At 52.1% G+C, this 21106-nt stretch carries 21 protein-coding genes; 5 read left to right on the forward strand and 16 right to left on the reverse strand.

Going from position 1 to position 21106, the window contains the following annotated elements; genetic code table 11:
• Positions 1-25 precede the first annotated feature (25 nt).
• Positions 26-520: a ribonuclease E activity regulator RraA gene (gene rraA / locus ACQKE4_RS10225; protein WP_427388221.1), complete on the forward strand. Its 495-nt coding sequence runs from the start codon at positions 26-28 to the stop codon at positions 518-520.
• Positions 521-571: 51 nt separating this feature from the next.
• Positions 572-2515 (forward strand): glycerophosphodiester phosphodiesterase family protein, encoded by a 1944-nt coding sequence (locus ACQKE4_RS10230; RefSeq protein ID WP_427388223.1) that lies wholly within the window; start codon positions 572-574, stop codon positions 2513-2515.
• A gap of 4 nt (positions 2516-2519) precedes the next feature.
• Here ACQKE4_RS10230 and ggt read toward each other — a convergent pair whose 3' ends face one another.
• Positions 2520-4310, reverse strand: coding sequence for a gamma-glutamyltransferase (ggt, locus tag ACQKE4_RS10235; RefSeq protein WP_427388224.1), 1791 nt, complete (start codon positions 4308-4310; stop codon positions 2520-2522).
• 233 nt (positions 4311-4543) lie between these two features.
• Positions 4544-6928, reverse strand: coding sequence for a phosphoenolpyruvate synthase (gene ppsA / locus ACQKE4_RS10240; protein ID WP_427388291.1), 2385 nt, complete (start codon positions 6926-6928; stop codon positions 4544-4546).
• 272 nt (positions 6929-7200) lie between these two features.
• On the opposite strand from ppsA, the gene ppsR reads away from it, so the two are divergent.
• Complete coding sequence (ppsR, locus tag ACQKE4_RS10245) at positions 7201-8034, forward strand: posphoenolpyruvate synthetase regulatory kinase/phosphorylase PpsR (RefSeq protein WP_290839474.1); 834 nt, start codon at positions 7201-7203, stop codon at positions 8032-8034.
• An 18-nt stretch (positions 8035-8052) separates the two neighbouring features.
• Here the strand turns inward: ppsR and ACQKE4_RS10250 are convergent, their stop codons facing one another.
• The 4 genes from ACQKE4_RS10250 to ACQKE4_RS10265 all read right to left on the reverse strand — a co-directional run bounded on the left by ACQKE4_RS10250 (position 8053) and on the right by ACQKE4_RS10265 (position 11006).
• Complete coding sequence (locus ACQKE4_RS10250) at positions 8053-8631, reverse strand: hypoxanthine-guanine phosphoribosyltransferase (RefSeq protein ID WP_007114399.1); 579 nt, start codon at positions 8629-8631, stop codon at positions 8053-8055.
• A gap of 54 nt (positions 8632-8685) precedes the next feature.
• Positions 8686-9699 (reverse strand): beta-N-acetylhexosaminidase, encoded by a 1014-nt coding sequence (nagZ, locus tag ACQKE4_RS10255; RefSeq protein WP_427388225.1) that lies wholly within the window; start codon positions 9697-9699, stop codon positions 8686-8688.
• 115 nt (positions 9700-9814) lie between these two features.
• Entirely contained in the window at positions 9815-10351 is a 537-nt protein-coding gene (locus ACQKE4_RS10260; protein ID WP_427388226.1) for a L,D-transpeptidase family protein, read from the reverse strand.
• Positions 10329-11006 carry a TetR/AcrR family transcriptional regulator gene (locus ACQKE4_RS10265; protein WP_427388227.1) on the reverse strand — a complete coding sequence of 226 codons (678 nt, stop codon included), beginning with the start codon at positions 11004-11006 and terminating at the stop codon, positions 10329-10331. The genes ACQKE4_RS10260 and ACQKE4_RS10265 overlap by 23 nt, the downstream gene beginning before the upstream one ends.
• A gap of 267 nt (positions 11007-11273) precedes the next feature.
• Between ACQKE4_RS10265 and lexA the strand changes: the two genes are divergently transcribed.
• Positions 11274-11951 (forward strand): transcriptional repressor LexA, encoded by a 678-nt coding sequence (gene lexA, locus ACQKE4_RS10270; protein ID WP_427388228.1) that lies wholly within the window; start codon positions 11274-11276, stop codon positions 11949-11951.
• Positions 11952-11961: 10 nt separating this feature from the next.
• Here the strand turns inward: lexA and ACQKE4_RS10275 are convergent, their stop codons facing one another.
• Both ACQKE4_RS10275 and purU read right to left on the reverse strand, forming a co-directional pair.
• On the reverse strand, positions 11962-12633 hold the full coding sequence (locus ACQKE4_RS10275) for an energy-coupling factor ABC transporter permease (protein ID WP_427388229.1): 672 nt from the start codon (positions 12631-12633) through the stop codon (positions 11962-11964).
• 37 nt (positions 12634-12670) lie between these two features.
• Positions 12671-13525 (reverse strand): formyltetrahydrofolate deformylase, encoded by an 855-nt coding sequence (gene purU, locus ACQKE4_RS10280; protein ID WP_427388230.1) that lies wholly within the window; start codon positions 13523-13525, stop codon positions 12671-12673.
• Between the two features lie 257 nt (positions 13526-13782).
• Between purU and ACQKE4_RS10285 the strand changes: the two genes are divergently transcribed.
• On the forward strand, positions 13783-15393 hold the full coding sequence (locus ACQKE4_RS10285) for a ribonuclease J (protein WP_427388293.1): 1611 nt from the start codon (positions 13783-13785) through the stop codon (positions 15391-15393).
• Between the two features lie 38 nt (positions 15394-15431).
• Here ACQKE4_RS10285 and moaE read toward each other — a convergent pair whose 3' ends face one another.
• The 8 genes from moaE to ACQKE4_RS10325 form a co-directional block, all read right to left on the reverse strand.
• Positions 15432-15938: a molybdopterin synthase catalytic subunit MoaE gene (gene moaE / locus ACQKE4_RS10290; protein ID WP_427388294.1), complete on the reverse strand. Its 507-nt coding sequence runs from the start codon at positions 15936-15938 to the stop codon at positions 15432-15434.
• A complete protein-coding gene (gene moaC / locus ACQKE4_RS10295; RefSeq protein ID WP_427388231.1) occupies positions 15901-16698 on the reverse strand; it encodes a cyclic pyranopterin monophosphate synthase MoaC in 798 nt (265 codons plus the stop codon). The genes moaE and moaC overlap by 38 nt, the downstream gene beginning before the upstream one ends.
• Before the next feature lie 5 nt (positions 16699-16703).
• Positions 16704-17282, reverse strand: coding sequence for a molybdopterin-guanine dinucleotide biosynthesis protein B (gene mobB / locus ACQKE4_RS10300; RefSeq protein WP_427388232.1), 579 nt, complete (start codon positions 17280-17282; stop codon positions 16704-16706).
• 56 nt (positions 17283-17338) lie between these two features.
• Entirely contained in the window at positions 17339-18571 is a 1233-nt protein-coding gene (locus ACQKE4_RS10305) for a uracil-xanthine permease family protein (protein ID WP_427388233.1), read from the reverse strand.
• Positions 18572-18655: 84 nt separating this feature from the next.
• Entirely contained in the window at positions 18656-19285 is a 630-nt protein-coding gene (upp, locus tag ACQKE4_RS10310) for a uracil phosphoribosyltransferase (RefSeq protein WP_290837224.1), read from the reverse strand.
• A 95-nt stretch (positions 19286-19380) separates the two neighbouring features.
• On the reverse strand, positions 19381-20064 hold the full coding sequence (ung, locus tag ACQKE4_RS10315; protein ID WP_427388295.1) for a uracil-DNA glycosylase: 684 nt from the start codon (positions 20062-20064) through the stop codon (positions 19381-19383).
• 2 nt (positions 20065-20066) lie between these two features.
• Positions 20067-20546, reverse strand: a complete 480-nt coding sequence (gene gpt / locus ACQKE4_RS10320; RefSeq protein WP_427388234.1) for a xanthine phosphoribosyltransferase — start codon at positions 20544-20546, stop codon at positions 20067-20069.
• 6 nt (positions 20547-20552) lie between these two features.
• Positions 20553-21098: an adenine phosphoribosyltransferase gene (locus ACQKE4_RS10325; RefSeq protein WP_427388235.1), complete on the reverse strand. Its 546-nt coding sequence runs from the start codon at positions 21096-21098 to the stop codon at positions 20553-20555.
• Positions 21099-21106: the final 8 nt, after the last annotated feature.

Here is a 21106-nt window from a genome sequence, read left to right on the forward strand (position 1 = left end):
TATCCGGCTAATGAAGGAGCCTGAAATGACGAACCCCATTGAGATAGTGACGCCTGACCTATGTGATGCCCACCCAGAGGTTGCTGTACTTGACCCAATGTTTGCCAATTTTGGGGGACTGGAAGCTTTTTACGGCCCTATCCGCACGATAAAGTGTTTTGAAGATAACTCACTGGTTAAGCAGGCCGTAACAGAGCAAGGTGATGGTGCGGTTCTAGTGGTAGATGCGGGTGGATCACATCGCTGCGCCATGCTTGGCGATATGCTGGCAGAACAAGCGGTAGCGAACGGTTGGGCAGGCGTTGTGATGTACGGTTGCGTGCGCGATGTAGATATCCTCGCCACTCTTCCACTCGGTGTTCAAGCCGTTGGCAGCCATCCTCGCAGAAGCGACAAGCGCGGCGAAGGCCAGCGTGATGTCGACGTCAACTTTGCCGGTGTCACCCTTAAGCCAGGACAGTGGCTGTATGCAGATAACAACGGCATCATTGTTGCTGAGCAAGAACTGCCACTTATCTAGCAAATTACTTTGTTTGCTAGGTACTCATCACATAAGCCTTAAACGACCCTCTTGCCAGGCGTGGTGGTTACTGCCACCCTGGTAGTTCATTTTTACCGTTTAATGACGATGCAGCCTTTGACCTACCTTGGCTCTGCCTTACTACGCACACTACGCGATCATCTTAGACCGCTGATCGCTTATCACCTGTTTTTTACCCTGCTTGCATCTGCGCTGCTTTTGCCTGCCATTACCTGGGTAATTCGTGGCCTGTTAGCTCAACTCAATCGCACTGTCGTGACGAATGATGAGTTAATCGCCCTGCTATTTAGCCCCTTAGGCCTAGCAGGCATGCTCGTTAGTCTTGGTCTCACTTTCTTAGTTATTTACTGGCAGCAGGCCGGTATGCTTCAAGTCGCCGTGAGGCCACGGGATAATCATTATCGACTGGCACTTGAAGCTCTGTGGCTGAGTACACGGCGACTACCCGCCCTAGCAGGTTTGGTAATACTTCAGGTAGGCACGCATTTACTCCTGCTCGCGCCGTTTATGGCGGGCCTTGCCTGGCTTTACAGCGTCTGGTTGAGCGGCATTGATCCGTACTATTTACAGCGGGTGCGCCCCCCAGTGCTGTGGTATTTCATTGCCTGTGCGCTGCCGTTGATTGCTGCTTGGGTATGGGCAGCATCCTGGCTCTATTTACGTTGGCTATTAGCCCTTCCCTTAGTGGCACTGGAAAACACCCCCCCTTGGCAGGCATTAAAGCGTAGCGTCCGCTTAACCCGTGGCTGGCGCCGTTCTATCGGCGCTGCCGTTCTGCTTCTATTAGTGATTATTGTCAGTCTGCCATTTCTGGCCACGCTACTATTTGATCGTTTGTTTACGCCACTGCTCTGGTGGCTACCTGAGCACAATGCCGTGCTGATTCCTGCCATGCTGGCGTACTTAATTGGCTATGTGCTGGTCACGCTCACCATTACCTTTCTCGGTATTGCCACTAACGCACTGCTGTCCGCTTGTCTGTATATGCAGCTAGCACACCGCGAAACGCGACCTGCGGCGCCTCCGGCAAACACCAATGCAGGAAAACTTGCCTGGGCCGTTGAGCTTAGCGTACTGATATTTGCGGGCCTTCAGGCATGGTGGATTCTGAATAGTTTTGAGATACGCGACAATGTTGCCGTGATTGCTCACCGTGGAAGCTCAATGGTGGCACCTGAAAACACGCTGGCCGCCGTCAAACAGTCACTCATTGACGGTGCTGATTATGTCGAAATTGATGTTCGTTTAAGCAGCGACAATCAGGTGATGCTTTATCATGACCGCAGCTTGGCGCGCTTAACCGGGGATAATCGTGAGTTTGGGGATCTAACAAGAGATGAGCTGAGCCATTATGATGTGGGCAGTTGGTTCGGCGATGCTTTCCAAAATGAGACCATTCCGGCCTTGGAGGAAGCACTCGAGGTGGTGCGCGGAAAAGCGGGCTTAATGATCGATATGAAGCCTTTGCCCGGCCAGGAGCAGGCGCTAGCTGATGCTGTTATTGATGCACTCAATGCAGAAAGCGATTTGCGGTATCGCTGCTGGGCCACCCAGCAAAGCGCCTTCGATGGCTATACTTCCTGCGGGTTTCCCAATGCGCTTTTAGATATGCGCATAGCAACGATGTCACCTGCTTTATTGACGCATCTGAATGCCCGAGCGCCTGAATTGCGCATTACCCTGCTCGCCCAGCTAATACTGCCTGGGACGTTAAATCGAGGTAATTTTGACGCGCTAGGATTACGCCATAATCGCATTACCGAAGGGGAAATCCGTTTAGCTAGGCTTTATGGCTATCAAATACATGCCTGGACCGTTAATGACCGGGCCAGGATGTCGACCCTGATAGATCTGGGTGTCGATGCCATCATCACCGACTACCCAGACCGTTTAACGGCGCTTATTCAGGATCGTCGCGAGTTAAGCGACGGTGCGCTGATGTTAGTCAAGCTACGCAACTGGCTACGCCAGTAAAACGCTACTCGCCCATTACCACACCTTCACGCCGTGGATCAGCACCGCCAAAGAGCGTGCCATCGTTAAGACGCATAATCGCTTGCAGCCCACTGGTTAGCTCGCGCTCGCTCACTGTGTGACCACGTTCACGCAGTGAATCAATCGTTGCCTCAGCAAAACGTCCCTCTTCAACAAATACATCATCACCCAGGGTAATCGCATGTGGTAAATTCAATGCTTCCTGCGCATTTAACCCCCAGTCGCGCAGTGCGACTAACGTTCTCGCGGTGTAATGGATAATGGCAGCACCACCGGGTGACCCTAAGCTTGCGACCAATTCACCACTTTCCTGGTCAAACACTAACGTGGGACTCATGCTTGAACGTGGCCGTTTGCCCGGCTCAACTCGGTTGGCAACGGGTTCGCCCTCTATTTCAGGTTCAAATGAAAAATCGGTTAGCTCGTTATTAAGCAAGAAGCCGCCCGCCAGACCCGTGCCACCATCCGATAATATACGCGAGCCAAATGCCTGCTCAATCGTCGTCGTCATCGCCACGGCGTTGCCATCTTCATCAATAATACTGATATGGCTAGTACCGTACTCAGGCTGCTCAGGCTGGCTAGCCCAGCTAACCTCCAGCTCACCTGGATTACCGGGCTCCGCCGTGTCGCCCATACTCATTTCATCAATCAGCGCACTGCGCTGCTGCAAATACTGAGGCGCCAACATTAGCTCCCAATCTCCACCTGGCGCGTCCACAAATTCAGGATCAGCAATGTAGCGACCACGATCAGCAAAGGCTAGCCGAGACGCTTCTAAAAATTGGTGCAACCACCCGCTGCTTGAAGCGCCATTATCTAACGGTGCTTCAAGTAACGGCTGCTTATCAAGCATGCCCAGTATTTGCATGACGGTAAGATGACCCGATGAGGGCGGCGGAAAGCCACACACTTCCCATTGCTGCCAAGGGGTACATAGCGGCTCACGGTCAAGCGCTTCATAGCCACTCATATCCTCAAGCGTCAAACTGCCCGGACGCACCGAATGATTTTGTACCCTCGCAACGAAATCTTCTGCTACGGCACCCTCATGAAAAGCCACGCTACCGTGCGCCGCTACACGACGGAACACTTCTGCTAATGCCGGATTCTTGAGCGTTTCTCCAACCGCAATGGGCTCGCCGTCGGCGTCATAATAGTATTGGCTTGCCAAGGGGTCTTGGCGCAGTAGCTCTTCGCTGGCAAGGCTAGTATGCAAACGATTACTGACCGCAAAGCCTTCCTCAGCTAGGGTAATCGCTGGCGTAAAGAGATCCGCCCAAGCCAACTCACCATGTTGCGCATGGGCCTTTTCCAGCATCCGCAGCGTGCCAGGCACCCCTACTGAAAGACCACTTGCAACAGCGTCCATAAAAGCTAAAGGCTCGCCGTTTTCGACAAATAGCTCACCATTAACCCCTTGCGGCGCTGTTTCACGACCATCGTAGGCGCGCACTTCAGCGCCATCGTAGTGCATCAAAAAAGCACCGCCGCCAATTCCACTCGACTGGGGCTCCACCAGGTTTAATACCATTTGCACTGCAATAGCAGCATCAATGGCGTTACCACCGGCTTGAAGTACTTGATAACCTGCATCAGTGGCTAAAGGATTGGCAGCAGCCACCGCAAAAGATTCAGCCGACCAGCCCGGCTTTTCCTCATAACCTGATTCTACTTCAGGAGAAATGGAGGGTGCTTCATAGCTAAACCCCCAACTATAAAGCGGCAATACCAGCAAACCTGGCAGCACGTACTTAACCCGTTTTGGGGACATCAGGCGTTCTCCGTGTCTTGTGGAACAACGAAACTATCTACAAAAAGCTATCTACAAAAACAGACTACAAAAACAGACTACAAAAACAATCTCCAAAAGCAGTTGACTAAAACGCTTTACAACAAGGATGTGTAAAGCTATCTGAAAAAACTCGCCACAACAAAGGGTAGCTTATAAAAATGACAACGCCCGACACAATGGTCGGGCGCAAATGAAAAACAAAACAGTCTCAATTATTCGATTTTTTGGCCTGCCAGCATAAACCAGGTTTCCAAGACCGCATCTGGGTTGAGTGATACGGAATCGATGCCTTGCTCCATTAACCATTTCGCTAAATCAGGATGATCTGAAGGGCCTTGACCGCAAATGCCGACATACTTCCCTTTCGCTTTGCAGGCCTGAATTGCCATGGCAAGCAACTTTTTAACAGCACCATTTCGCTCATCAAAAAGGTGCGCCACAATGCCTGAGTCACGATCCAGCCCAAGTGTTAACTGGGTCAAATCGTTGGAACCGATTGAGAAACCATCAAAATACTCAAGGAACTCATCAGCTAACAGAGCATTCGCAGGCAGTTCACACATCATAATGACTTTCAGACCTGCAGGGTCAGCATCACCGCCACGCTTCAAGCCATTAGCGGCAAGTAGCTCGACAACCTCACGCGCTTCATCGGTGGTACGTACAAAGGGAACCATCACCTCGACATTATCGAAGCCCATCTCGTCGCGTACCCGCTTAAGTGCACGACACTCCAATTCAAAACAGGGTCGAAAGGCTTCTGAAATGTAGCGCGAGGCACCACGAAAGCCCAACATGGGGTTCTCTTCGCCCGGCTCATAAAGCTTGCCACCAATCAGGTTTTCATATTCGTTAGATTTAAAATCCGATAACCGCACAATCACGCGCTGTGGGTAGAACGCGGCTGCCAGCGTTGAGATACCTTCAACCAGTTTATCGACATAAAAGCTGACGGGGTCAGCATAGCCCGCGGTACGCAGATCAATCACCTGCTGTAAATCCGCAGGCAGCGTATCGTACTCTAACAACGCCTTAGGATGGACGCCGATCATGCGGTTAATAATGAACTCTAACCGTGCTAAACCAATGCCTGCATGGGGCAAGCTGGCAAAACCAAAAGCGCGATCCGGGTTGCCAACGTTCATCATTATTTTGAAGGGTATTTCCGGCATTGCATCGACGCTGGAAATTTTGCAATCAAACTCCAGCAGTCCTTCATAAACATTACCAGTGTCCCCTTCTGCACAGGAAACGGTGACATCAATGCCTTCCTGCAACTGGGTAGTTGCGTCGCCACAGCCCACCACCGCAGGAATACCTAGCTCACGGGCAATGATGGCCGCGTGGCAGGTACGCCCACCGCGGTTGGTGACGATGGCGGAAGCGCGCTTCATGATCGGCTCCCAATCGGGGTCGGTCATATCCGTGACCAGCACGTCACCGTCCTGGATCTTATCCATATCGTCTGGACTTAATATGACTTTGACCGCCCCACGCCCAATACGCTGACCAATCGCCCGGCCCGTGATTAGGGTGCGCCCCTTCTCACGCAGCTGGAAGCGCTCAAGCTTACCGCCCTCCTGCTGAGAAACGACTGTTTCAGGGCGTGCTTGAACGATATACAGTTCACCGTCATCACCATCCAGCGCCCACTCAATATCCATAGGACGCTGGTAGTGCTGCTCGATTGTCATGGCCTGACGAGCAAGATCCATGACCTGTTGATCGTTAAGGCAGAAACGGCCACGATCTTGATGGGGCACATCGACCGTATCCACCGATTTACCTGCACTGGCATCTTTGCCATAAACCATTTTAATCAGCTTTGAGCCTAAATTACGCCGCAGCACAGCTGGTCGTCCAGCAGCCAGTGTCGGTTTATGGACATAAAACTCATCAGGGTTTACCGCTCCCTGCACGACAGTTTCGCCCAAGCCCCAAGAAGCGGTCACAAACACCGCATCTTTAAAGCCTGATTCCGTGTCTAAGGTGAACATGACGCCTGCAGCGCCGGTCTCAGAGCGTACCATCTTCTGAACACCCGCTGACAAAGCAACATTCTCGTGGGCATAGCCACGATGCACGCGGTAGGAGATAGCGCGATCATTAAACAGCGAGGCAAAAACTTCGTGTACCGCACGTTTAATATTGTCGAAGCCTTCAATGTTTAGAAATGTTTCCTGTTGGCCAGCAAAAGAGGCATCAGGCAAATCTTCGGCAGTAGCGGAACTGCGAACAGCCACTTTAAGCTGAGGATGTTGCTGCTGCAGTTGACCATAAGCATCGCGTAGAGCCGCTTCAAAGCTCGGGGGTAAGGGTGTATCGATAATCCATTGCCGAATGTTGCGTCCGGCTTCTGCTAAGGCCTTAACATCGTCGACATCCAGACGATCAAGCGTCGCATTAATGCGTTCATTAAGCTGTTCATGAGAGAGAAATTCACGGTAGGCATGCGCGGTAGTGGCAAAACCACCGGGCACGGTTACCCCTGCACCTGAAAGATTAGAGATCATTTCACCAAGCGAGGCATTTTTACCACCCACGCGTTCGACGTCCGCCATACCTAACTGATCGAACCACAGAATGTACTCTTCCACGTAACCCCCTCGCTCATAAAGATCGACATAGCCAGTAATAGTCACGAAGACTATGGGCCATGGATTATTCATTGAGACACCCTAGCACCGCGCCACTCTATTCGCCATTGGTCTAATAGCGAAGGCAATGGAGGATTTTTACAACACCAGGGCTTTTAAGGCCATTTATGTAGTGAGTGCCACTCTGGAACTCCAGTAAGTTGTGCTGGCAAACCGCTCGGCTCACAATAGCGGGATGAATCAAAGGCACATCACTTACAGGCGGACTTGCTATGACGCGTACGGCTTTTTTTATTTCTGATGGCACCGGGATCACAGCAGAAAGCTTAGGGCGTAGCCTGCTGGCACAGTTCAGCGATGTTGAGATCAATATGCTGACCAAACCCTATATTGATACGGTTGAAAAGGCGCAGGCGTTAGCAGAGATTATTGAAACAACCGCCGACCGCGATGGTCAACGCCCCATCATTATTGACACCATTGTGGACCAGCAAATTCGCAACGTTATTCGCCAAGCCTCAGGCTTCAAAGTCGATATTTTTTCGACGTTTTTGGAGCCTTTAGAGCAGGAGCTGAACACCCACTCCTCTTATAGCGTTGGGCGTACCCATTCGATTGGCAGCGATGATGTCTATATGGACCGTATTCACTCGGTGCATTTTGCGCTGGATAACGATGACGGGGCGCGCACCCACCAATACGATAAAGCAGACATTATTCTTGTCGGCGTTTCGCGCTGCGGTAAAACGCCGACATCGCTCTATTTAGCGCTACAGTTTGGTATCCGAGCGGCCAACTACCCGTTAACCGAAGATGATTTGGATGAAGATGGAATGCTAAAGCTGCCCAAGGCGCTAGCTCCCCATCGCCACAAGCTGTTTGGACTCACCATTGATGCACGCCGGTTAGCTGCCATTCGCAATGAAAGGCGCCCGAATAGCCGGTACAGCTCAATGGATCAATGCCATCAAGAAGTGGAGCAGGCTGAGTCGCTCTACCGCACCATGCACATCCCCTTCATTGATGCGACGCGCTTCTCGGTAGAGGAAATTTCCACACGAATGATTGCAGAGACAGGATTAACGAGGCGCTTCTCGCCTCGCTAATATTTTATTGCCCCGAGGTTACATTCCCTTAGGGGCAAAAATACCCGGCGCATTGCGCCAATAACCTTTGTAATCCATACCAAAACCGAACACATAGCGGTCAGCTACTTCCAAACTACAGTAGTCAGCCTTCAAACCAGGTACGGCTTTCCGGTTGTGCTGTTTATCCACCAGCACAGCCGTTGTGACACTGGCAGCCTGAGCCTCTTCACAGTAAGCCAAAATCGCCGCCAAGGTAGCGCCCTCGTCCAAAATATCATCGACGATAACCACATGACGACCAGCCATGGGCACCTCCGGGGAGACACGCCAAAAAAGCTCTCCACCGCGCAACTCATTGCGATAACGGGTGGCGTGCAGATAATCAACCTCTAGCGGAAATCCCAAGCGAGTCAGTAAGTGGCCAGTAGTAATTAAACCGCCGTTCATGACGCAGTAAAACACCGGCAGCTTATCGCCTAAATCTCGCGTGATGGCTTCTGCCATGCGATCAAGCGCCCTCTCCACCTCTTGTTGAGAAATTAGGCAGTCGGCGTTATCCATCAGCTCGCGCATAGAATCTAGCGACTCTAACGCTTCTTTATCCAACTTTGACATTTACCAACTCCAGAGCGGTTTAAGGCTTAACAATTTCATTAAATCACTGAGCGTCTATTTACCCGCCAGCGCTTCTAACTTAGCGTGGGTGCGCCGCCAGCGGCCTAGCGCGGTAAGTGCGTCTAGATCAGGACGTGCACGGCTATAGCGAAGCTTGGCGGGCCGCTTAGTCTCAACCCCTTTACACGCCTCCATCACTTCAAGTGCGGCTATCCGGTCATTACACACCAGCAGCATATCGCAGCCTGCTGCTAACGCTGCGCGGGCACGGTCTTGGGGATTCCCTGCTTCGTGAGCTCCCGCCATACTCAAATCATCAGAAAAAACGCAGCCTTTAAAGCCGAGCGACTCGCGCAACATGCCCAACCAGCTTGGTGAAAACCCAGCGGGGCGCGAATCAAAGGCGCTATAAATAACGTGAGCTGGCATGACACCTTCTAACTGGGAGGCTAGATGCACAAAGGGCACAAGATCGTGCTGTTTAATGACCTCTAACGGACGATCATCTATCGGCAGCGCAACGTGGGAGTCGGCGGCGACGCCCCCATGCCCTGGGAAGTGCTTTCCCACAGCGGCCATACCTGCATCGTGAAGGCCTTGGATAAATGCACTACCCAGTTGGGCCACCTGTTGCGGGTCGCCGCTAAAGCTACGGTCGCCGATAACGCTGGAGATACCACTCTCTACATCGAGCACTGGAGCAAAACTTAAGTCCAGTCCACAGGCAGCCATCTCCATACCTAATAGCCAGCCTGCATCTTTCGCTAACGCCAGACCATCCACATGATTCGCTACATAACTTTCGCCAATGCGCGCCATGGCCGGAAGCCGTGTTAAGCCTTTTTTAATGCGCTGAACACGACCACCTTCTTGGTCAACCGCGAGCAGCAAATCGGCGCGCACGCGTCGAATGTCACTACACAGTTGGCGAACTTGGTAGCCATCTTCCACATTACGGGCAAACAAAATAACGCCCCCTACCTCAGGTTCAAGCAACAAGCGCTTTTCTGCGGCAGTCAATTTTGGGCCTTCAAGGTCGAGCATGACCGGGCCTAGCGGTTGAGTCATCGAGATAGGTCCATGAAAAGGGGCGATGATTCTAGACGATCGTCTAGCGGAGTCAAAATTTGGGCAGCGTTAACGTGCGTATTAGTGAATCAAATCTCAGTTAATCAAAGCTCAATTAATCAAAACACTGCCGATCGCCATGCAACCAAACCGGCGTTCCCGGGTTGGCTAAAGAAAAAATATACAGCAAGTCACTGTTGCGTAATCGAATACAGCCGTGGGAAGCGGCGACACCCATTGGCTGGTCAGGCGGCGTGCCATGCAAATAAATATAGCGACGCTGGGAGTCTACCTGCCCTCCTCTGTTAACCCCCTTCTCTAGACCGCACAACCAGAGAATGCGGGTCAAAATCCAATCGCGCGCTGGATGCACATCGGCAAGCTCTGGGGTAAGCACTTCACTTGTCCAACGGCGGCCGCGAAACACCGCATTTTCTGGCAAGCCTTCGCCGATAGCTGCTCGAACATAGTGCCAACCATGAGGCGTTTTACCACTGCCGTTACGCTCACCAATTCCAGCAGCACCTGAAGAAATAGCACACTCATGCAACACCTTAGGCCCGCGCCAACAGCGCAACTGTTGCTGAGTTGTATCAATTTCCAGCCAGATGCTTTCAGTGGGAGGTAGCTCAGCTAGCCTGGGCGTTTGCATGATTTCCTTCTTCTAAAGCAAGAGGTAACGGCGCGTTCATGGCTGCCACCACGACGGGCCGCAGCCGTCTAACTAAATCTCTAACGGTGACCTGTTCGTGGTAATCCTTTTCAGCAATGTCGCGTAGCGCGTCCAAACCTGAAAGCGTAAAGATCACTGTACCTAACATAAAGTGTAGCCGCCAAAAGCGCTCAGCGTCAGGGAGATCCGGCGTGGCTTTACGTACTAGCTCAGTGAAGCGTGTGAATACGTCACCATACTCTTGCTGAATATGGCGCCTCAAGTGTCCCTGGGCCTGGCTGTAGGCAAGGCCTAGCAGGCGCATAAACACTTTTAAACTGTTGCGCTCGGCAGGCACCGCAAGGACAGTGTTTGCCATGGTTTCAAGCAGGGTTTCAAGCGGAATCACTTGCCCTGCATGGGTCGCTTCCAGCTCATCAAGTGCGGTATGAAATCGCTGAGTGAAGGGGTCTAAATAGCGCGAAAAAACGGCCTGAATCAATGCTTTCTTGGAGCCAAAATGATAATTCACAGCGGCTAAGTTGACGCGCGCTTTACTAGTGATGTTGCGCAACGAAGTTTCAGCGAAACCTCGCTCTGCAAACAGCACTTCAGCGGTGTCGAGTATACGTGTCACCGTATCAGATTGAGCCATGGCGCTCTCCAGGGAAACGGGTGTTTAAAACATAGCAAAATACTATGCCATAACTCAGATAGGCTCAACGCTTGATTTGTTACTAAAAAAACCAAGCAATGCTTAAGAAAAAATATCGTTTTAAACAATTGAGAACGTTCCAAGCGAGATAAATATGAGTATTGACGAGCCATATACTGGACAGAGGAACATACTGTATACTTAAACACTTATAACTTAGTCACCCTTTAATTTGTTACTGTCTATTCACTATTTATGGAGTCTGGTATGTCGCGTCCGCTAACCGCTCGTCAACAGCATGTATTTGATTTTATCGTTAAGACTATGGGCGAATTTGGCTACCCTCCAACACGCGCTGAGATTGCTAAAGCGCTTGGCTTCCGCTCGCCAAATGCTGCTGAAGAGCACTTGCGCGCGCTAGAACGTAAAGGCGTGATTCGAATTATCCGCAATACGTCGCGCGGTATCCGGCTGCCCAACCAAGAGCCGCAGGAAACTATCGATCCTACTGTCGCTACGCTGCCTGCAAACGTGGATTCAAATCCCACCGGCTTACCGGTCATTGGTGAAGTGGCCGCTGGAAGCCCAATCTTGGCCGCCGAACACATTGATCGCTACTGCCCGTTACCGCCTGAATACTTCACGCCTAAAGCAGACTACCTGCTTCGGGTACGCGGACTATCCATGAAGGATATCGGCATTTTAGAGGGCGATTTATTGGCAGTTCACCGCACAGAGCGAGTACGCGATGGGCAGATCGTTGTAGCTCGATTGGATGATGAAGTGACGGTTAAGCGCTTTAAACGCCAAGGACATCAGGTAACCCTGTTTGCTGAAAATAATGACTTCGCTCCGATTGAAATCGATCTACGCTCACAATCTCTTGAGATCGAAGGCGTTGGCGTTGGCGTCATTCGTGGAGGCAATGGCCAAGCGCTCGGCTAACAACAGCCCTCTACTGCATATCGATATAACGGTGGTCATTAAAAGTGGCCACCCAATCAGGATGGTAGACCAGCAGAATACTCAGCAGCATGCCGGTAATAAAGGCCTCTGACGGCATGAGCAGAGGCAAGAAGCGAGCGTACTCCTGAGCTAGAAAAATCGCGTCAGGATCGGTTCCGGCGACAATGATCAGCAAAACTACAGTAAGCCCGCCCCCTAGCGTAGCTAATGCGGCCCCGAAGAAACCACACGCAAACAGAAAGACCATTAAGTTATCTGGCAGGCGGCGGTCTACCAACCGCCAGACCACACCAATGATAGTCGCTGGCACAATCCCCGTCACCAGCACATTCGCCCCTAATAGCATCCACTCATTGCGGCCGATAATAACCATTGCCACATTGATCACGACATTGCTGATCAAAGCCAAGGGCACTTTGAATATCAGCGTCATTAAGGCGGTAAATACCAGATGCAGCGTTAGCCAGTCGACCGCCTGAGCGCGTAGCTGCCACATCAGCACCACCGCCAGAGTCGCGCCCAGCCAGCGGTGCTGAAGCTCCGTATCGTCAATTAATGCTTGCCACGGCTGCCGCCAGAGAGCCCAAACCATAACGCATAGCGAGAGTAGCGAAGTGAGCAATAGCGCCCAGGGCGCTAATACACTTTGCGCAAATGACATGGCAGCCTCCCTGGTGAGTGAGCGTTATGATGAGCTGTTAGCTGAAAACAACCGTTTTGTTGCCATGAACAATTACGCGATCTTCTAAATGCCAGCGTAAGCCGCGCGCAAGCACTGCTTTCTCAACATCACGTCCAAAGCGGACTAAATCTGTGGGCGTATGACAGTGGCTTACCCGGTGAATGTCCTGTTCGATGATAGGGCCCGCATCGAGTTCCTCGGTCACGTAGTGGCAGGTAGCACCAATGAGCTTAACGCCGCGTTGATAAGCCTGATGGTATGGCTTCGCGCCCGCGAAAGAGGGTAAGAAACTGTGGTGAATATTAATTACTCTTCCTGCATAGCGTTCGCATAACTCAGGCGGAAGAATTTGCATATAGCGCGCCAGCACGACGCAATCCGCGCGAACAGCGTCTATTTCAGCCTGAACCTGGGCAAACGATGCCTGCTTATTTTCAGGGTCAACCGGCACATGGTGATAAGGGATACCGTACCACTCGGTTAGCGAACGCATATCATCATGGTTGGAAATAACGCTGACAACATCGCAATCCAACTCTCCTGCCTGCCAACGGTAAAGCAGATCAACCAGACAGTGTGACTCCCGCGACACCATCAGCACTACACGACGACGCTTCTGTGTATCCACCAGCGACCACCGCATATTGAACTCGCTGGCCACCGGCTCAAACGCAGCTCGCAGCGCTTCCACCGACATGCCCACTGAATCCGCTAAAATTTCGTAGCGCATAAAAAAGCAGCCGGTTTCTAGATCGGAGTGCTGACTTGCTTCAGTGATAGAGCCGCCCTGCTGAGCAATAAAGCTTGAGACACTTGCAACGATACCTACCCGATCAGGACAGGAAACAACTAAACGATAATAATGGGACATGTGAGCTACTCTTGACCTATTTCAATCCGACTGATTACCAAACCAGTCTCACAATCCCGCGACTGTGGACGTGAGACTGGGTTACGTAGTGTATCGGAAGGCCCTGGATGATTGTTAGCCGCCCCTGCCTTCCCGTATAGTTAAGGCATTACTTTTTAGGTTTTTTATAACTAATGCATTCACCTCGCGTTCAAATTCGTCCCCGTCGTCGCCCCCCCCTGCGCTTACTGCCGCTGGGGGGATGTGGTGAAATTGGAATGAATCTAACGCTCTACGGCTATGATGACCACTGGATAGCCGTTGATTGCGGCATGATGATTCGCCAGGATCTTCCTAACTCGCCGCTACAGGTGCCTAACCTTGATACCCCAAAAGCATTAGGCATTACCCCTAAAGCGCTGTTTATCACCCATGGTCATGAAGATCATATTGGCGCTGTGGCTTGGCTGTGGCCAATGTGGAACTGCCCCATTTATGCCACCCCTCTTGCGGCGGGCCTGTTGAGATTAAAATTTGCCGAGCATGGTCTTAGCAGTGCAGCTATACAGGTGATTGAACCTGGCGAAGCACTGGAAAGTGGGCCATTCACGTTACGCTATTTACTCTTAACCCACTCCATTCCAGAAAGCTGCGCATTGGTAATGCTGGCGGGCGGTTACCGCGTGTTACACACCGGTGATTGGAAGCTTGACCCTGAGCCGCTTATCGGCACGCCGATGAGCGCTACACAGTTTAGGGCCCTTGCACCCATCGATTTAGTAGTGGGCGACTCGACCAACGCTCCGATGCCCGGCCACTCCGGCAGCGAGGGGGACGTGGCCAAAGCATTAGCCAAAACCATCGCTAACTGCCAAGGCCGCGTGGTGGTCTCTTGCTTCGCCAGCAATTTGGCACGGGTGCTTGCCATTGGCCGCGCAGCGCAAAAATGCGGTCGCCGCATCAGCTTAATGGGCCGCTCAATGGAGCGGATGGTCAGCGTGGCGCGCGGGCTAGGCTATATGGATGATTTACCACCGCTGGTGCCCAATCATGACCTAGGCTACCTGCCACCGGATGAGGTGGTGATTATCGCCACTGGCAGCCAGGGAGAGCCTCGCGCTGCCCTTCAGCGCCTTGCTCAGGGACGCCATCCCTTTGTCGAACTGGAGCCCGGTGACAACATCATTTTTTCAGCTAAAGCGATTCCAGGTAATGAACGGCCAATCGAACAGTTAAAAAAGCGCTTAGTTCACTTAGGCGTGCGCCTTTACGATGAATTCACCAATCCTGAGTTACATGCCACTGGCCACCCTGCTCAGGAAGAGTTAATTAAACTTTACCTGTGGATTAAGCCTAGTCATCTAATGCCCGTCCATGGTGAGGCGCGGCATCAGCAAGCCCATCAGGAAATCGCCCAGCGGTTGAGTATCAGCGCCCCGCTAGCACCGGTCAACGGCGATTTAATCTGCTTTGATAGTCACGGCTTGCGCTGCGAGGCGCGCTACCCACAGCCGCCCTGTATTGTCAGCCAGAACAGCGTTGTACCCCACCCAGGGCTTGAGAGCAGCGCAACTCATACAGCACGCCGTGGTAGCTTATATTTAGCCCTACCGGTTACCGCAAGCGCCACCGGCTGGTCTCGGATTGGACGCCTAATGCTGGATGCATCAGGTGCCAGTCCGCTTGACGAAGATAGCTTTAGCGAGTGGCTTGATGATCAGCTTGAGGCGATTGCCGCGGATACGTTAGCTGATTTACGTCAAGCGCTACAGCCACGGCTCATTCACTGGCTGGCTGATCACATGCAACACCTGCCGGAAGTACATTTACAAATCATGGCCGCAGAAATGCCTGAGCCTGCTTCGTATGGAAGCGCGATTAACCGATAGCATTGCACCATTGCTAATAGCGCAGCGATGCGGCAGTCTTAACTCCAACGCGCTGCATCTAGTTGATCGGAGTGCCGTTCTTTAACCCAATACTCGCCTTGAGTAGAGTGCTCTTTCTTCCAAAAAGGCGCCTGGGTTTTTAGAAAGTCCATAATAAAATCGCAGGCTTCAAACGCCTCTCGGCGATGGGCACTGGCAACCAACACTCGCACAATAGGGTCACCTGGCGCCAAGTAACCTACTCGATGGATAATACGCACTGCCTGGAGCGACCAGCGCTGCCAGGCCTGCTCGCCAATCGTTATCAGCGTTGACTCGGTCATACCAGGGTAGTGCTCTAAAGTTAACCCCGTCACATCAGGCGTTTCGTTGAAATCACGCACTAATCCGGTAAAGCTAACCACTGCGCCTATATCGCTGCGACCTGCTAATGCATCGTCATAACCATAAGCCATGGCGAAAGGCGTTGCTTGTATCACTACCTTAATATCCAGCTCGATATCCACCCTAGCCCCCTGTAACCGGTGGGAAGAAGGCCACTTCATCATCGTCGGTTACTAATGCGTCATCGTTTGCCATGACTTGATTAATCGCGCATAGCGTACGCTGGTCGGTCAGCACATTAAAACGCACATCACGCTTAACAAGTGCTGACTTTAAACCACTAATATCACGGCTAGCCAAGTCATCCAACCCAACCACCGCCTCGCTTTCACCAAGCCGCTCGCGCAGTTCAGCCAGAAACTTTACACGGATGCAGGGCGATGAGCAGCGCTCACCTACACTAACCTCGCCCGACTCACCCTCGCCGGTCACAATAGGCGCCTGCACATTAGTGCGCTGATAGTCACCACGCTGACCGCCCTGCTTACTGTCGAGCTGAATGGCCTCGATACACATATTTTTATCGACGGCTTTACACATATCATAAAGCGTCAAACACGCCACCGAGACAGCCGTGAGAGCCTCCATTTCAACGCCGGTACGACCATTCAACCGACATAAAGCGGTAACGTTGACACACGATTCCGCAAGATTAATGTCAAACTCAACCGACACCTTGGATAGCGCCAAAGAGTGGCAAAGCGGGATCAGCTCATGGGTACGTTTAGCGGCCTGAATGCCGGCAATACGAGCCGTCGCAAGCACATCACCTTTGGGTAACTCACCGCTGGTAAGCAATTTGAGCGTTTCTGGCTGCATTACAATACGCCCTGAAGCCACTGCTTCGCGGCGGGTTTCTTGTTTATCGCCGACATCCACCATATTGGCTTCGCCAAGGGCGTTGAGGTGGGTTAGATGCATATTGGTCACCTTTCCTTATTAATAGCCAACGTACTTGACGCCAAAACGTTATTTTTCGCATTTACCCAAGCCACGATCCAGCGCGCAATCGCTTCACTATCGTCAAGGCTTAACTTCACCAAAGAAGCAGCTAATTGGATAGGCGCAGGAGCACTCAGCGCCACCGCCTCAACGTAAGGGCCGGTCAAAATAGTGGCATCGCCAATACCATCACGGTAAAGCACCAGCTTGGGGATAGGCCAAGCTTTAAAGCCTTCGACAATCACCAAGTCGGGTTGGTGCAATGCCATCATCGCAATCAACTGGGCTAAATCGGGCTCTGCTTGACCAGGTGTTTCCTGCATCAAAGCAAATCGTTCTCTAGAGGCAATTAGCATCGGGGCCGCCCCGGCGCAGCGCAGTTTGTAGCTGTCTTTGCCAGGCTGGTCGACCTCAAAAGAGTGGTGCGCATGCTTAATCACGGCTACTTTTAAGCCATGCTCGCCAAGCAGTGGCAGCAGCTTCTCTAACAGCGTCGTTTTACCCGTCCCGCTCCAGGCAGCAATGCCCAATACGGGAAAAGATGCGCTCAGTTCGTCAGCCATACCTCCACCACTCCTGTTGACCACTTTCGGCACTTATTGCGCGTAAGAATGCCACCTTACTCCCCCTCTCGTTCCCGGGGTAATAGCCAGTTCAACGCAATCCCCACCAGCGCGGCCAAACTCACACCTTGCAGAGTAAATTGACCACCTCCAAACTGCATGCCGCCAATACCAAAGACGAGAATCAGCGAGACCACGACCAGATTTCGCGGCGCCGTTAGCGACTGCCCTGCACGCACCAGGGTGTTCATGCCCACCACGGCAATGGAGCCAAATAGCAGTGTCATAATGCCACCCATCACCGGGCCAGGTATGGTTTGTAACAGAGCGCCCAGTTTAGAAACAAACGCCAACACAATAGCCAGAACAGCAGCGACAATCATAAATTTGGGATTGAACGCTCGCGTCAGTGTTACCGCCCCCGTTACTTCCGAGTAGGTAGTGTTGGGCGGTCCACCAAACAGAGCGGCTACGGTAGTGGCTAAGCCATCGCCTAACAAGGTGCGATGAAGACCAGGCTTTTCAAGATAGTTTTTACGCGTTACCGAGCCAATGGCAACCATATCACCAATATGCTCTACCGCCGGGGCAATCGCGACCGGAATCATAAACAGGATGGCAGCCCAGTGAAAACTGGGTGCCGTAAAGCTTGGCACAGAGAACCAGGCAGCTTCACGCACCGGGGTAAAATCAACGACTCCCATCAGCAGCGCCAATACATAGCCCGTGGTAATACCGCCAATAATCGGCACCAAGCGTAGCAAGCCGCGACCAAACACTGCCAGCAGCAGCGTTACCAGCAAACTGGCCATGGATAAGAAAATAGCGGCACCATAACCAATATTATCGCTGGTTTCACCGGTCGCCATACTCACCGCAACCGGTGCCAACGCCAGGCCAATCACCATAATCACCGGGCCTACCACCACCGCAGGCAGTAACCGGTGTAACCAGGCGGTGCCTTTAAGACGCACAGCCTGGGAGATGGCGACATACACCAGCCCCGCCGCCATCAGCCCGCCCATGGTGGCAGATATACCAAAACTCGCTACAGAACCCTGGATAGGTGCAATAAAGGCAAACGAAGAGGCCAAAAAAACCGGTACGCTTTGTTTAGTCACCGCATGAAATATCAGCGTGCCAGCTCCAGCAGTAAATAGCGCAACGCTCGGATCAAGGCCTGTTAGCAGGGGGACCAATACCAACGCGCCAAACGCTACAAACAGCATTTGCGCGCCGGTTAGCAGTACTTTCGGCCATGGTTCAGCGTTACTGACAGCTTCGCTCATTGGAGAACTCCGGAAGTTTGAGAGTTAAAGGGGCAAAAAAATGCCCCTAACGCAAAGCGTAAGGGGCAATATTAGGAAGGACGCTCAGCGCGTTCCGAAAATCTTATCGCCAGCGTCACCCAACCCGGGGACGATATAGCCATTTTCATCGAGTCGGTCATCGACCGACGCCGTGTAAATTTCAATATCAGGATAAGCTTCTTGCACCCGTTTAATCCCTTCAGGGGCTGCTACCAAGACAATCACTTTCATATGCTCACAGCCACGCTCACGCAGCATGTCTAGCGTTGCCACCATTGAGCCACCTGTCGCCAGCATCGGGTCAATGACAATGGCCATCCGCTCTTCGATATCGTTGGCAAACTTGGCAAAATAGGGCACCGGCTGAAGCGTTTCTTCGTCGCGATATAGGCCTACCACGCTCACCCGTGCACTTGGGATTAAATCTGTTACGCCTTCCAGCATGCCAAGGCCTGCACGCAGAATCGGCACGACGGTGACCTTTTTACCCTTTAAGCGACGCGTCGCAATCGGCTCACCGTTCCATCCCTGAATTTCATGGTCTTCTAGCTCAAGTCCTTTAGTTGCTTCGTAGGTCAAAAGCTTAGCGACTTCACCTGCCAGTTCACGAAAGCTCTTAGTGCTCAGATCAGCTTCGCGCATCAGACCCAGCTTATGTTGAACAAGCGGATGGTTAATGGCGTAAACACTCATGGGACTTCCTCACTGCAGGGGATTCAGTATAGCAACCAAGGTTGCATCAGCTAAGCACAAAATTGCGCACATTCTACCCGCAACCACTAACGAGGTTAAGCGGTTTCAGGTAATTGCCACTCAATTGGCGTTCGGCCTTGCGCTTGTAGAAATTGATTTGCTTGAGAAAAATGCCGCGTACCAAAAAAACCGCGGTGTGCGGAGAGCGGTGACGGGTGCGGCGCTTCAAGTATCAAATGGCGCTCCTGGTCAATCAGCGCTCTCTTTTGCCGTGCATGGCTTCCCCAAAGCAAAAACACACAGGGAGACGCATGTTGGCTGACGGTTTCGATAGCACGATCAGTAAACGGCTCCCACCCCTTACCCCGGTGGGACGCCGCATTTCCCTGCTCCACGGTAAGCGATGTATTCAACAACAGCACGCCCTGCTTAGCCCACGCTTCCAGATGCCCGTGACGAACTGGAGTAAAGCCTACATCGGTGGCCAACTCTTTATAGATGTTAACCAGCGAAGGCGGCACGGGCACACCCGGCTGCACCGAAAAGCACAGGCCGTGGGCCTGATTTGGGCCGTGGTAAGGATCCTGCCCTAAAATAACCACTTTCACTTCACTCAACGGTGTCAGCTCAAAAGCGCGAAACCACTGTGATGAGTGGGGGAAAATAATCTTCTTAGCGGCTTTTTGCTGTGCTAAAAATGCTTTCAGCGCCAGCATATAGTCAGCCTGAAACTCATCACCCAGCCACTGACTCCAGTCATCGGGAAGTGGATTGGCCATCATTACCTCTTCATTTGATCAACAAGCGGCTCAACGTAAGCAACACCCATATCCCAGGGGAACTGAATCCAGCACTGTTGAGCAACTTCCGTCAGGTATTGATCCACCAGTGGACGACCATCTGGTTTGGCGTAAATAGTCACAAAGTGGGCTTTCGGCAGCATCTTACGCACGGCACGTGCGGTTTTGCCAGTGTCCACTAAGTCATCGACCAGTAGCCAGCCATCGCCGTCGTGATCAACGCCCTTCATGATATCCAGGCCGCCTTGATCCATGTGGTCATAGCTTTTAATACATACTGTATCGATGAGGCGAATATCCAGTTCCCGGGCAATAAGCGCAGCCGGGATTAAGCCGCCACGGGTAATCGCCACGATGCCTTTAAAGTCACGCTCAATCATCTGGTGACAAAGGGTGCGCACATCGCGATGTAACTGATCCCAAGAGACAGTGAAGTGCTGATGGTAACGGTCGCTGCTCATTGAGAATTACTCGTCTTCGTTGAAAGAACAAACTGCGAATACGCTGTAACCAGCATCGCGAATCTTTTGTGAACCACCCAATCCCGGTAGGTCAATAATAGTAGCAGTTTCAACTACCTGGCCACCGCTACGCTGAATGAGATTAGCTGCGGCTAGCATAGTGCCGCCCGTCGCTATCAGATCGTCCATCAGCAGAATTCGATCACCTTGCTGGAAAGCATCGGAGTGGAGCTCAACTTCCGAGTGCCCATACTCAAGCGTGTAGGTCTCACTGATCGTTTTAAACGGTAATTTACCTTTCTTACGCACCGGCACAAAGCTGCATCCCAACTCATACGCCAGCGGCGCGCCGATAATGAAACCACGCGCATCAATGGCCGCGATGGCATCTAGGTCCATCTCCTGGTAGCGGTGTACGAAGCTATCGATCAGCTTGCGAAAGGCAGCGCTATTTTGTAGCAAGGGAGTAATGTCTCGAAAATTCACTCCCTGCTCAGGCCAATCGGGAACCGTGCGAATAACGGACTTAATGTAGTCGCCGTAGATGCTCATCGCGTCTC

Origin of the sequence: Halomonas sp. NPDC076908, from assembly GCF_050269715.1 — a bacterium.
Taxonomy (GTDB): Bacteria; Pseudomonadota; Gammaproteobacteria; order Pseudomonadales; family Halomonadaceae; genus Vreelandella.

Excerpts from the sequence above, each read along its gene's own strand:
- rraA (WP_427388221.1), top strand. The coding sequence starts at position 26 with ATGACGAACCCCATTGAGATAGTGACGCCTGACCTATGTGATGCCCAC.
- ggt (WP_427388224.1), bottom strand. The coding sequence starts at position 4,310 with ATGTCCCCAAAACGGGTTAAGTACGTGCTGCCAGGTTTGCTGGTATTG.
- ppsR (WP_290839474.1), top strand. The coding sequence starts at position 7,201 with ATGACGCGTACGGCTTTTTTTATTTCTGATGGCACCGGGATCACAGCA.
- ACQKE4_RS10250 (WP_007114399.1), bottom strand. The coding sequence starts at position 8,631 with ATGTCAAAGTTGGATAAAGAAGCGTTAGAGTCGCTAGATTCTATGCGC.
- nagZ (WP_427388225.1), bottom strand. The coding sequence starts at position 9,699 with ATGACTCAACCGCTAGGCCCGGTCATGCTCGACCTTGAAGGCCCAAAA.
- ACQKE4_RS10260 (WP_427388226.1), bottom strand. The coding sequence starts at position 10,351 with ATGCAAACGCCCAGGCTAGCTGAGCTACCTCCCACTGAAAGCATCTGG.
- ACQKE4_RS10265 (WP_427388227.1), bottom strand. The coding sequence starts at position 11,006 with ATGGCTCAATCTGATACGGTGACACGTATACTCGACACCGCTGAAGTG.
- lexA (WP_427388228.1), top strand. The coding sequence starts at position 11,274 with ATGTCGCGTCCGCTAACCGCTCGTCAACAGCATGTATTTGATTTTATC.
- ACQKE4_RS10275 (WP_427388229.1), bottom strand. The coding sequence starts at position 12,633 with ATGTCATTTGCGCAAAGTGTATTAGCGCCCTGGGCGCTATTGCTCACT.
- purU (WP_427388230.1), bottom strand. The coding sequence starts at position 13,525 with ATGTCCCATTATTATCGTTTAGTTGTTTCCTGTCCTGATCGGGTAGGT.
- ACQKE4_RS10285 (WP_427388293.1), top strand. The coding sequence starts at position 13,783 with ATGAATCTAACGCTCTACGGCTATGATGACCACTGGATAGCCGTTGAT.
- moaE (WP_427388294.1), bottom strand. The coding sequence starts at position 15,938 with ATGAAGTGGCCTTCTTCCCACCGGTTACAGGGGGCTAGGGTGGATATC.
- moaC (WP_427388231.1), bottom strand. The coding sequence starts at position 16,698 with ATGCATCTAACCCACCTCAACGCCCTTGGCGAAGCCAATATGGTGGAT.
- mobB (WP_427388232.1), bottom strand. The coding sequence starts at position 17,282 with ATGGCTGACGAACTGAGCGCATCTTTTCCCGTATTGGGCATTGCTGCC.
- ACQKE4_RS10305 (WP_427388233.1), bottom strand. The coding sequence starts at position 18,571 with ATGAGCGAAGCTGTCAGTAACGCTGAACCATGGCCGAAAGTACTGCTA.
- upp (WP_290837224.1), bottom strand. The coding sequence starts at position 19,285 with ATGAGTGTTTACGCCATTAACCATCCGCTTGTTCAACATAAGCTGGGT.
- ung (WP_427388295.1), bottom strand. The coding sequence starts at position 20,064 with ATGGCCAATCCACTTCCCGATGACTGGAGTCAGTGGCTGGGTGATGAG.
- gpt (WP_427388234.1), bottom strand. The coding sequence starts at position 20,546 with ATGAGCAGCGACCGTTACCATCAGCACTTCACTGTCTCTTGGGATCAG.
- ACQKE4_RS10325 (WP_427388235.1), bottom strand. The coding sequence starts at position 21,098 with ATGAGCATCTACGGCGACTACATTAAGTCCGTTATTCGCACGGTTCCC.